A 12,324-nucleotide genomic window follows, 5' to 3' on the forward strand; every position below is an offset into this window, starting at 1 on the left:
AAAATAGACCGAAAATTCTTTTCTAAGAAGCACAGAATGGGGAGCCTTTCGGCATACCCGTAGGAGAAGTCTATGCCAATGGCAGACTGTAGCAGCTTTTGGCACAGAATAGTGGCATACCGTGAAATACCGGGCTGCCCTGGGGCGGCCCGGTACATTTGATCAGATGACAGATCCACAGCACTGGAAATCCGTATCTATATTATGAGCGATTACACGTGCCCTGAAATTCCTGGAATTGCACATTGCTTCAGGAGACCCGCCGGAGACGTCCAGGTCTTCCGGAAGCACGAATTTGATACATCTGACAAGCACATCCCGGCAGGTGGGAAAATGATGAGCCGGCACGGTGATGGTTTTCATGCCACGGGGATATTCGTTGCCCTGTGGATCTACCTCGGTGAGAATAATGCCGAGGGCGACGCGTCTGTTGGGGCAGACATTTCTGATGTTCACGTCGAGCTGCAGAATTCGCCCGAGTGATTCCAGATAGGCGTCTCCAATTTCATATTCGATAGAATCCTGGCATTCACCGACAGTGATGTCGATCGGTTCCGGACATGCTTCCGGCTCTATGACAATGCCGCAGTCTACTTCAACGGTCGGGGCAGGGAAAACAACCTGGTTATGCTCCGTATCCGTATAAGTGATGGACTGGTTTACGGGTTCTGTGCCGGAGGTGCCGGTAACGTGTTTTACAAAGAAACTTAAGGATGCGCCCTCGTTGGCAGTGGTGCCCAACTCGTCAATGGTCCAGCGTAGCGCGGTGCTGGTCAGAAGGCTGGCGATTCCTTTGGATGGCGTCTGGACGCCGGTGATGATGAAGTTCGGAGTGACTACTTCATTAATGACTATATTGGTAGCGCCCGGTTTGGATATATTGGCGGCGAGATCGGCAAACAGATCTTCCAGCTGTGCATCATCGGGTGTTACGGCCACGTGGGACGTGTCCGGATCAGTGGCCCACTCGTTCAGGACAGAGACATCGATTCCGTCAGCGCCCACCAGCCCGATGCAGTAGATGATGATCCCGGCCGCTCGTGCGGCCGCCGCGATGGGATTCGGATTCGGACCGGCAGTGGTCTTGCCGTCGGTGAACATGACCATGACCCTGGCGTTGGTAGATTGCGGATTGAACAGTTCCGTCGCTTTGGTAAATGCATCCGCATGGTTTGTAGACCCGCCGGCACTCAAGCTGTCGACAGCTGTTTTAAGAGCGGCTACCGATGTGATGAGCTGCGTATTCTGCGTGGCTGTATCTGAAAAGCTCACAATGCCGATTCTGCTTCCGGAACCGATATTGCCATCCTGTGAGCCGTCGGTTGCTTCATCAATGATATCAATGAACTTTTTGGCGCCCTTTTTCAGATTGGCCAAAGGGCTGCCGGCCATACTTCCGGACCGGTCAAGTATCAGTACGATATCAGTAGGGTGGCTGCTGATATCCGGTGAGGCGGAAAGAGCCAGAGTTACCTGCAGTGAACCGGTACAATCTATTCGGTCAGTGCTGACCGTTTTATTGGAAATATTAACACCCATTTTGTTTTCCCCCATAGTTTATTTGACCTGTTTCAGGTCTGATATAGTATATGCCAAAGCGGGCAGAATGTACTGCAGGGTTGTCCGGCCATTGTAAAAGTGCCAGAGTATCTGTATAATAGATCAAAGAAAATTTCAAAGGAGGCAGAATGGCGGATATACAAATAATCGGGGCACATGAGGGTAATCTAAAAAATATTACACTTAGTATACCAAAACATAAGCTTGCGGTGTTCACGGGAGTATCCGGTTCGGGCAAGACAACACTGCTGTTGGACGTACTGTTTAATGAATGCCAGCGTATGTATCTGGAAGCGTTGTCCCTGGAGGGGATCCATAAGCCTGGGGTGGAGAAAATCAGAGGCGCTTCACCTGCGGTGCTGATTACGCAGACGGAAAGCAACCGGAATCCCCGTTCGACGGTGGGAACCAGGACGGATGTATACACGGATCTTAGGATGATCTATGAAAAGCTTGGTGTCCGGACCTGCCCGTACTGCGGCGGCACGATCTCGGCAGCGGACTGCATTGAGGAAACCGAAAAAAACGGCAATGATTTTTATGTCTATATGTACTGCAGCAGATGCGGGAAAAGGATGCATAAGATTACAAGGACCGATTTCTCCTTTAATACAAAGGAGGGGGCATGCCCGGCCTGCGAAGGGTTGGGCAGAGTGCACAGCATCAGAAAAGAAGCGGTCGTCGATGAGTCGCTTTCCCCGGAAAACGGCGCTATACGCTGCTTTGAGAAGCAGTATTGTAAATACCAGATCTCCGTTTTATTTAATGCATTTCGACATTTCGGCATATTGCCGGCTGCCGATACGCCGGTCTGTCAGTACAGCAGTCTGCAGAAAGCAATTTTCTACAACGGAGCCGGCTGTGAGGAGGTAAGGAAGGCATTCGGCATCCGTACAGTGCCTAAAACAGCGGCAGAGGGAAGATTTGAAGGGATCTATCCGATATTGTGGCGGCGCCTGGCAGAAAAAAAAGGAGACTTAAGGCAGCTGGATGCCTGGTTCGACACCGTGGAATGCCCGGAGTGCAAGGGCGAGAGGCTCGGCAATCCGGGACGTGATGTGATGGTAAACGGCATCCGCCTGCCCCAGCTTTCAGAGTATTCCCTTGAAAAGCTCTGTCGGTGGGTATGCGGGCTAAGGGACTCGCTCGACACAAGAAGGCTGGAACTCGTTGAGGCATATCTTAGGGATATAGAAACGAAACTAAAACGGTATATCAATGTTGGAATCGGTTATCTAACGCTGGACCGGCAGATGATAACGCTGTCCGGAGGGGAGCAGCAGCGGCTGAAACTGGCTGCCGCGCTGGATTCGGATCTGTCCGGAGTGATCTATATCCTGGATGAGCCGACGGCCGGACTGCACCCAAAAGATACGGAGGGACTGATCAGGATACTGAAAAAGCTGCGTGATCAGGAGAACACGGTGCTTATTATAGAACATGATATGGATGTGATGGCGGCTGCGGATATAATCATTGATATAGGACCGGGAGCCGGAAAATACGGCGGAGAAGTGGTGGCCGCCGGCACGCTTCTAGACATCCGGAGAGAGAAGCGCTCTGTCACCGGACGCTATCTCCTTAAGCCTCCTGCAAACCGGCATATATCTCGTACGGCGTCTGGCAGCGTTCATATAGAACATGCAGACCTTTTTAATCTGAAAGATATTTCGGTGGATATTCCCACGGGCTGTTTTGTGTCTGTCACTGGCCCCTCGGGATCCGGCAAATCCACACTGGTCTTTGAGGTGCTCGCTAAGGGCAGGCAGGGCACGGCACATAACTGCGTGACAGGACTGGAAAAGTTTGACGATATCGTCAGGATTGAACAGTCTGCACTTGCCAGAATGAGACGTTCCAATGTGGCTACGTATTCCGATGTTTATTCGGAAATCCGTTCGGTTTTTGCCAGGACACGTGAGGCGGCAGAGGCAGGACTTACGGCAAAGCATTTCTCGTTTAATACCCCGGGGGGCAGATGCGAAACCTGCGGCGGGCTCGGGTATATTGAAAACAATATGCTGTTTTTTTCCAATACTGAGATCACCTGTCCTTGCTGCCACGGCAGCCGTTTCAGCGAAGAAGTGCTGGCAGTGAGGTATAAGGGGCTATCCGTAAAGGAAGTTCTGGATCTTTCCGTCGAGGAGGCGGCGGAAGTATTTAACGGACATAAAAGCATCATGGCAGCATTAAATCTGCTCACGGAAGTGGGCCTTAAGTATCTGCAGCTTGGACAGACCCTGACCACGCTGTCGGGAGGTGAGGGGCAAAGGCTGAAGCTCGCCAGAGAACTGATCGGCAGCGGCAGAACACGCCATAACCTCTATCTTATGGATGAGCCTACCACAGGGCTGCACCCAGCGGATATAGATCATTTCCTGAAGCTTCTAAACCGGCTGGTGGATAGCGGCAGCACAGTTGTGGTGGTGGAGCACAATCAGCAGATTATAAGAAACAGCGATTGGGTGATTGATCTGGGACCTGTGGGCGGAGAGAACGGAGGATATGTGCTGTATGAGGGAACTCCGGAAGAAATGAAACGTTCGGCGGCCAGCGTGACCGCCAGATATCTGTAGAAAGATGCGGCCCCCGGCTTTGCCGGGGGCCGCACCTATGATGATTTTTCTGGTGCGACAGCTCCTTTTTATGAAATGCAGACCCGGTTTTTGCCGGAAGATTTTGCCCGGTACATCTGCATGTCCGCCTGTTCCAGCGCGGCGTTTATATCCTGGCCGTCTATGAGGCGGCAGGCACCGATGCTGACGGTGATCGGGCTTTGCTGGCCTTCGAAGTAAATATGACCGGCGCAGCGAGAGCAGACTTGTTGCCCAATGCCGGCCAATTGTGCATCTTCGCGCAGTGGCAGCAGCAGGACAAATTCTTCGCCCCCGTACCGGCCCGCTACGGCGCCCTCACATATGCCGTTTAAAATCTCCGATATCTTTTTGAGAACAAGATCGCCGGTACTGTGTCCGTATGTGTCGTTGATCCGTTTAAAATCGTCGATATCAATCATATACAGGCCATAACCGGCCAGACCACCCGCATCCTCCCTGGATTCCAGCAGATTCTGGGCTTCCACAAAAAATCCGTTCCGGTTTTGGATGCCCGTCAAAGGATCGTGGTTTGCCTGTGAAACAGCCTGGGCATAGCGGCTGATGTTTTCGAGAGCGTTGCTGATACCGGTGGCCAGAGAATTCATAATTTCACAGTTCCCGCGGTCATAAGCCGCATACTGGGCGCTGTAGAGGAGCAGGTAGCCCAGATTCATATCCTGATAGAGCAGCGGCACAAACAGCAGCGAACCTTGATCGGATTCATGGGATTCCCTGAAGATGCTGCGGATCATCCGGTTGGAGGCCAGAATCAGCGGCGATTTGCTGTCCCGGTACTTTAACAGCAGAGGATGCGCATCGGAGATCTGAGCTTTCTTCCCTTCATCTGCGGGGTATACGGACAGCATGCCGGTTACTGCCGAACGGATCAGAAGCAGCAGATCGTCCACGGGCAGTATGAGCGGAAGTTCCCTCATCAGGATCAGAAGGATGCTCTGATAGTCCAGCGCGGAAACCAGCTTCTGAATCAGGCCGGATGTCTGCTGCAACTGCTTAAACAGCCGTTCATAAGCATACTGTGAGGCTTTTTGCTGCATCGCTTCAGTCTCGGCTGCAGTGATGGCATCCACCACCTTCATCGAAGCCCGATGGATTTCATCCAGCTGTATATACAGGGAATGCGATTTTTCTATCTCTCCCCAACTGTCATAAAATGCCGCCGCATCGCGAAGCAGCGTGCTCTGATCCAGCATGGATTCCTCCTGCTGGGCAAGCAGCTGTGTAAAACAGCGGTCAGCCATCTCATAGTTTCCGTGCCAGCAGTGATAGACCGCTCGGGCGAAGATGACATTGTGTTCATCAAGTCCGGCGGATCCGTGGATTCAAGGACCGTTTCCAGCTCCTGATACCAGTAATCGATGCCAATGCCGTTTCTTTTGCGGTATGAGAGCAGGACCAGGCGGGGAATGATCTGCCAGTCCTCCACACGCCCTTCCCTGCGTTTCCCGGAGATCATCTCCAGAAAAATGGATTGGGCTTTTCCATAGTCGCCCAGCGCCATAAGAATTTCAGCATAGCGATATTGGGTTGCAATTACGTTCTGAGCGGTCAGATGGCTTAGATTTGCCATGCTCTCTTCCAACTGTAGCCGCGCTTTATTAAGAAGCCCCACATCGGACAGGATGATGGAGGTATTGTTGAGCATGGCATAGTAGAAGTTCATCTTGTCCTCTTTGCCGTCAATGATCATCAGGATTTCCATGGCGCATTGGTAGGCTCGGGCGTAATCCTTCAGAATGCTGTAGCCGAGGATAGCGTTATTCATCAGAGAAAGATATCCTTCGGTCTGTCTATAATCGGGCACACGGCGTACAATTTCCAGGCCGCGGCTGTTAAACTCCATGGCTTTATTCATATCCAGTGTATAGGTGCGCCAGAATTCCATGGCGTAGCCCACCGCCTGGCTGTATACATATCCCTTACGGGCAGCGATTTCTATAAAGCGGTCCGTGCCCTCTGTCAGCACGTAGTCATTTCCATAGCTGCGCAGAATCAGCAGGCGCAGTTTTTCACAGACATCTTCCGACTTCTCAAACTGCGAAAACAGCTGTCCAAAGGTATACTGAAGATCTTCCTCCGGATTGGAGGATGTCTCGTTAGCCGCAGCCTGCTCGGCGTCCTCCGCACTTATGCCGTGTTCACGAATCTGACGCCGGTACAGCCTGTAGGTGCACATATAGGCTTCTTCCCGCCCGTCTGAAAGCACTTTTTTCAGCTCGCTCAACAGCTCGTCTCCGCGAAGCAGATCGACTGCGTAGGGCGCATAGCGGGTACCGGATTGATCCCGGGCTTCCTGGATGAATTCCTCCAGAGACTTCTCCGGATTATAGCTGCGCAGCACGCTGTCAGTGGCGGCGTCCATGCTGTCCGCAAGCGTGATCAGGTCAGTCAGAACTGCACAGCTTAAGGTGCTGCGGTCAAACTCTTCCGGATATCCCCCTTTGCCGTCATACCAGGTATGGTGGGCCAGAGCCACCTGCGCATAGGGACGGGTGGAGTCATGGCGGGACAGCATTTCAAAGCCTGCGCGGGCATGAAGGCGGATGAACTCGAATTCCTCCGGAAAGAGGTTGCGCGATATGATGTTAAATATATCCAGATAAGCGATTTTTCCCAGGTCATGATAGAGGCCGCATTCGTAGAGCATATGGGCGATTCGGCCGCGCCTTAATTTCACCTGACTGGTGCTGGTGCAGCCGCAGATACCTATGAAACGTGAGGGCTCGCGGTCAATCAGATATTCTCCCAGTGTTTTGGCAATCTGCCCGACCATCTGTGAATGGATATATACGGCGGGGGCGCAGTTGGCCATGATGGTGCTGCTCATCCTTGCGAAGCTGATGCCCTCCGGTATTTCCGCGAATGCGTAGAGGATGCCAACCATATAGTTCAGAAACAGCTCCTGACACTCGTTATTCGGCATGTGGAGTGCATAATTGGCAATGTTACGGTACAACTGGGCCAGCTGTCCGCAGCGGTCCGGACTTAGTTTGGATCCGGGAGCGATCAGATCATTGATCTGTGCGGCTGTAAGCAGGTTGCATGCAATCCCTTCTGAACTGTAGTCACCGGGATCGCGAAGATCATAGTAACTGTTTAACAGGTTTAAATATTCTGCTTCCCCGATTTCCCTGCTTATATAGCGGATGCGGGCCAGAAGAATGTCCGCCTCCCGTTCCCCGATAAACATATCCGGCTTTTGGGAGCGGACAATGCGGGTCAAATCCTGCGCGGCCTGAAGGATAAAGTCTAAAATAGCGGGATCGTTTCCCTCCTCCTCCAGATATTCACCGCATATGCTCGCATAATACAGGCAGCTCTCCTCCTGTGTATCCCAGTCGAATCCGGGATAGCAGCTGCGGTAAAAGCTGTCTCTGGAAATATCCAGGGAACGTCTGGCGGCATCCACTTTGTCCTCAAGTGATTTTCTGCTATGCTGGGAACCAGGATAAAACAGGAATTCATAGCGGGAGGCCATGAGCACATGGTCTTTTTCCACATCGGAGAGACCGGTAAATATCTCCGGTTTAAGATACCCATTCACCTCACGGGCATAGGCTAGAGCAGCGTCATTGTATCGGAAAAACAGCGGATCAAATTCCCCGATGTAGCTTCGGTTTAACAGTATGGTCATATGGTAGTTAAGGACGATCAACTGCCTAAGACAGTGCAGTACGGCCTGGCGGTCACCTCGGAGGCGGGCACAGCGCAGCAGGCTTTCGTATATTTTCTGGCAGAGAATCCGATCCACCGTTTTCATCTCCTGCAGACTGGCCAGACGGGTGCAGAAATCCAGCAGCTGGGCTTCAGTCTCTTCCGGTATCACCGCATCCTGGGTGAGATATGGTAAAATTTCCTGCTTCAGATAATCGATATTATCATCAAAAAGGCTGCGCACCTGAGCATACTGCTGCCATAGCCGGCGGCAGAACTCATCGCCGGAAAGCCCCTCTGCCTGGGGAGGATTGGTCAGCCGCCAGATTTTTTTTATATTCTCTATGTAGTTATCTCCCATAGGCATAACGAATCCCCCATGCTATCACAGTTACATTTTGATACTAGTTTATCCGATTCGTCGGGGAAAAGCAATATAAATTGGCAATTCGCTTGATAAATATAAAATGTCAGTTATAATTACTATTAGTTTATGGCTATAAAAAGGAGAGTGCGAACAGTTGGAAATGAGATTGGCTGAAAACAGACCGGATATGGAAAAAGTGATATCCTATATAAAGCAGGCCGGAGAATTATTTACCGACCGGACGATGGCAGGGAAGATCCTTCAAAAAGGGAGTACGGATTTTGTGACCATGGTGGATACACAGGTGCAGGAGTATCTTCAGGGAACGCTTCGGCAGCATTGGCCCCATATCCAGTTTATGGGGGAGGAAAAGGACAACTCGGAGATCAATTTTGACGGCAGTGTATGGATTCTGGATCCGGTGGACGGGACGACGAATCTGATTCATGATTTTATGCACAGCACCATTTCCCTGGCCCTTGCAGAGCGCGGGACTGTTGTACAGGCTGTAATTTATCAGCCCTTTACCGGTGAGATGTTTTCGGCGGAGGCGGGAAGAGGCGCCTTTTTAAACGGAGAACCGATTCGTGTGAGCGGTACGCCTTCCCTGGCATCCGGCCTGATTTCCGTCGGAACTGCGCCCCGCATGAGGGAGAGTACGGACCGGACATTTCGGGTGATGCAGAGCATATTTGAACGCTGCCACGATATACGCCACCTGGGGTCAGCATCACTGGAACTGTGCTACGTGGCCTGCGGGAGGCTGGATGGCTTTTTTGAGGACGGCTTAAGTCCGTGGGATTATGCGGCAGGCATGCTGATTGTAGCGGAAGCCGGGGGCGCAGCCGTGCAGCCGGACGGAAAGCCCCTGTCCCTTGAACATTCCTGCAGCGTTGCCGCGGCAAATCTTATGGTGCTGGAGGAATTAAAGGGGTTACTATGAGAAGTGAGATCAAGTATGCGTTTGTCCGTACCGTTCCGGTGCTGCTCGGATATCTGTTCCTGGGCATCGCCTTCGGCCTGCTGCTGGAAAAGGCGGGATACCATGCGGTCTGGGCATTTTTTATCAGCCTGTTCGTGTATGCCGGATCCATGCAGTTTGTCCTGGTCAACTTTCTTAGCGGAGGGACGGGACTTATTACCGCAGCGGTCATGACTTTGCTGATCAACAGCAGACATGCATTTTACGGGCTGTCCTTTATTGAAAAATTTAAAAAGATGGGGAAGCTTAGGCCATATATGATCTTTTCCCTGACGGATGAAACCTATTCGCTGCTGTGCGCCGAACGCGCGCCAAAAGATCTGGATGAGAATAAGGTTATGTTCTGGATCGCAGTTTTGAACCATTCCTATTGGATACTGGGTTCGGTGCTGGGTTCGGTACTGGGACAGCTGATCACCTTTAACACTTCAGGCATTGATTTTGCGATGACAGCGCTGTTTGTGGTCATATTTATTGAACAGTGGTATACATACGCCAGCCATGTGCCGGTATATGTGGGGGCGGCCTCTGGGATTGCAAGTCTACTTTGGTTCGGACCGGATAATTTTATCCTGCCGGCACTGCTGTTAACAGTGACCGTTCTGATGCTTCTTAGGCCGAAGCTGGACGGAAGAAAGGGAGAGGAAGCACACTGAAGTGTGCGTAGGTCATCAGCCTTCGGCTGGTGACATGAGAGGAGAAGTGAAGAGATGAATGCATCGGAGGCGATCCTGATCGTAGCGGTGACTGCGCTCTGTACACAGTTGACTCGCGCCATACCGTTTCTGCTGTTTGGCGGAAAAAAAGAGGTGCCAGGCTTTGTGACATATCTAGGGGGCATACTGCCGCCGGCGATCATGGTCATACTGGTTTTATACTGTGTCAGGAATACCGGCTGGACCGCGTTTCCGTTTGGTCTTCCGGAGCTTTTAGGCATACTTGCGGTAGCGCTGCTTCATATATGGAAACGCAACAACCTGTTAAGCATTGGAGGAGGAACGGCTCTTTATATGATACTGGTTCAGTTTGTTTTTAGGTGACGGAGAATGGGAAGGCTGCCGTGAAAAATGATTTTAACCATTTTTCACGGCAGCCTTTTACCGTTTTAAAATTACGGGATGCTATTTTGTCCCGAAGATCCGGTCTCCAGCATCGCCGAGTCCCGGACAGATATATTTATTCTCATTGAGCTCACGGTCCAGATGGCCGATATAGATCTGCACATCCGGATGGGCTTTCTGAAGGCGGGCGAGGCCTTCAGGTGCCGCGATGATCGCCATGAATTTAATCTTTTTGCCGCCGTGCTCCTTGATGAAGTCGATGGCAGCCTCCGCCGAACCACCGGTGGCAAGCATCGGGTCCAGCACCACGATGGTGCGCAGCTCGATGGGATCCGGCAGCTTGCAGTAGTATTCGTGGGGCTCATGAGTCACATGATCGCGGTAAAGGCCGATGTGGCCGACCTTAGCGGACGGAACCAGAGCCAGTATGCCGTTTACCATGCCGAGGCCTGCGCGCAGGATCGGGACGATGGCCAGCTTTTTGCCGGTGATCATAGGGGACATGCATTCTTCAATGGGAGTGGTGACAGGAACATCCTCCACAGGCAGATCGCGCAGCGCTTCATATCCCATGAGAGTGGCGATTTCTTCGATCAGCTTGCGGAATTCATTGGTCCCCGTATGGATATCGCGCAGCATGGATATCTTATGCTGAATCAGAGGATGGTTTAGGATAAATACATTTTCACTCATGCTTAACCTCGTTTCTATGCTTTTTTTAGCCTAACTCGCCGACTTTTTTCTTGGTATCAGGAAGGATCAGATTGAGAATCACACCGACCAGCACTGCCACAAACAAACCGGACAGATTCAGGGAATAGCTGCCGAAGTGAATGGTCAGCCCGCCAATCGAACTGATGCCCAGGCCAAATACCAGAATCAGGCCGATGATCGTCGTATTGCGGTTCATTGAGAAATCGATGTTGGCTTCCGCCAGTGAACGCACGCCCACCGCGGCGATCATGCCAAACAGCATCAATTCCACTCCGCCTTTTACAGGTCCGGGAATCGTCTGCAGGATGGCGCCGAATTTGCCGATCAGCCCCAGCAGGATTGCCAGCACGGCGGTGATGCGCAGCAGGGTCGGGTTATAATTCTTTGTAGTTGCCAGCACGCCCGTATTTTCCGAATAGGTGGTGTTGGGCGGTCCGCCGATCAGGCCTGCGGCAAGTGTCGCAAGGCCGTCGCCTAAGAGCGTGCGGTGCAGGCCGGGGTCTTCCAGGAAGTTCTTGCCCACCACGGTGCCGTTGGTGGTGATATCGCCGATGTGCTCCATAAATGTGACGATGGCGATGGGCGCGATGGAAAGGATGATGCCCAGCTCAAATTTCGGCAGTGACATAAACGGGACTCCGTTGGCGTCCAGCGTCTTAAACGGAATATTGATCCAGGATGCGGCTGTAATTGCTGAGAAATCCATGGAAAAGACGCCGGCAAGCTGCAGGATGATGCAGAGCACATAACCGGAGATGATACCGATCAGAATCGGGATCAGTTTAAAAAGGCCTTTTGCAAATATGGAACAGCAGATGACCACCAGGAGCGTGAACAGCGCGATGCCCAGATTCAGCGCAGCTTGTCCGGTCATACCGGCGGAGATATCGGCGCCGCCAAGAGCGTCGTTAAAAGCGGTGCCGGCCAGATTGATGCCGATGATCACGATGATGGGCCCTGTCACGATCGGCGGAAAGATCCGTTTGATCTGTTCCGCACCTATGAAATAAGCGATCAGAGCGAAGATCAGGTAGACCACACCGGCAAAAATAATTCCACCCTGTGCCAACGGTATGTTCTCCGGAATGATGGTGCTTCCATCAGGCCTTATAACAGCGGTCAGTGCGGCCAGAAAAGCGAAGGAAGAACCAAGGAAAACAGGTACCTTAAACTTGGTGCATAGGTGGAAAATGAGAGTACCGATACCTGCTGAAAACAGCGCCAGCGAAGGATTCAGACCGGTAATCAGTGGAACTAGTACTGTGGCGCCGAACATAGCGAAGAGATGCTGTACGCTAAGCAGCAGGTCACGTGGTTTTAAGTCTTTCATACTCATTTGTCTCCTTATATTTTTGTGTCTAATTATAGCGA

General features: G+C 51.8%; 9 protein-coding genes. 4 read left to right on the plus strand and 5 right to left on the minus strand.

The window, feature by feature from the left end; all coding sequences use genetic code 11:
• Positions 1-162: 162 nt before the first annotated feature.
• Entirely contained in the window at positions 163-1,539 is a 1,377-nt protein-coding gene (locus tag DWZ56_RS12710; protein ID WP_118557004.1) for a vWA domain-containing protein, read from the minus strand.
• A 149-nt stretch (positions 1,540-1,688) separates the two neighbouring features.
• Here DWZ56_RS12710 and DWZ56_RS12715 point away from each other — a divergent pair, with 149 nt between their 5' ends.
• Positions 1,689-4,136, plus strand: coding sequence for an ATP-binding cassette domain-containing protein (locus DWZ56_RS12715; RefSeq protein WP_118557005.1), 2,448 nt, complete (start codon positions 1,689-1,691; stop codon positions 4,134-4,136).
• A 68-nt stretch (positions 4,137-4,204) separates the two neighbouring features.
• Here the strand turns inward: DWZ56_RS12715 and DWZ56_RS12720 are convergent, their stop codons facing one another.
• Positions 4,205-5,368 carry a sensor domain-containing diguanylate cyclase gene (locus tag DWZ56_RS12720; RefSeq protein ID WP_158584569.1) on the minus strand — a complete coding sequence of 388 codons (1,164 nt, stop codon included), beginning with the start codon at positions 5,366-5,368 and terminating at the stop codon, positions 4,205-4,207.
• Complete coding sequence (locus DWZ56_RS12725) at positions 5,305-8,196, minus strand: HD-GYP domain-containing protein (protein ID WP_118557007.1); 2,892 nt, start codon at positions 8,194-8,196, stop codon at positions 5,305-5,307. Before DWZ56_RS12725 ends, DWZ56_RS12720 begins: the two co-directional genes overlap by 64 nt.
• A 160-nt stretch (positions 8,197-8,356) precedes the next feature.
• Here DWZ56_RS12725 and DWZ56_RS12730 point away from each other — a divergent pair, with 160 nt between their 5' ends.
• The 3 genes from DWZ56_RS12730 to DWZ56_RS12740 are packed head-to-tail and all read left to right on the plus strand — an operon-like array spanning position 8,357 to position 10,218.
• Entirely contained in the window at positions 8,357-9,139 is a 783-nt protein-coding gene (locus DWZ56_RS12730) for an inositol monophosphatase family protein (protein WP_243095255.1), read from the plus strand.
• Positions 9,136-9,834 carry an AzlC family ABC transporter permease gene (locus DWZ56_RS12735; RefSeq protein WP_118557008.1) on the plus strand — a complete coding sequence of 233 codons (699 nt, stop codon included), beginning with the start codon at positions 9,136-9,138 and terminating at the stop codon, positions 9,832-9,834. The genes DWZ56_RS12730 and DWZ56_RS12735 overlap by 4 nt, the downstream gene beginning before the upstream one ends.
• Before the next feature lie 54 nt (positions 9,835-9,888).
• On the plus strand, positions 9,889-10,218 hold the full coding sequence (locus DWZ56_RS12740) for a branched-chain amino acid transporter permease (protein WP_118557009.1): 330 nt from the start codon (positions 9,889-9,891) through the stop codon (positions 10,216-10,218).
• An 81-nt stretch (positions 10,219-10,299) separates the two neighbouring features.
• Here the strand turns inward: DWZ56_RS12740 and upp are convergent, their stop codons facing one another.
• Entirely contained in the window at positions 10,300-10,932 is a 633-nt protein-coding gene (gene upp, locus DWZ56_RS12745; RefSeq protein WP_118557010.1) for a uracil phosphoribosyltransferase, read from the minus strand.
• Between the two features lie 25 nt (positions 10,933-10,957).
• Positions 10,958-12,283 carry a uracil-xanthine permease family protein gene (locus DWZ56_RS12750; RefSeq protein ID WP_330424874.1) on the minus strand — a complete coding sequence of 442 codons (1,326 nt, stop codon included), beginning with the start codon at positions 12,281-12,283 and terminating at the stop codon, positions 10,958-10,960.
• Positions 12,284-12,324 lie beyond the last annotated feature (41 nt).

The sequence above is a fragment of the Lachnotalea sp. AF33-28 genome, from assembly GCF_003477885.1.
GTDB lineage: Bacteria > Bacillota > Clostridia > Lachnospirales > Lachnospiraceae > AF33-28.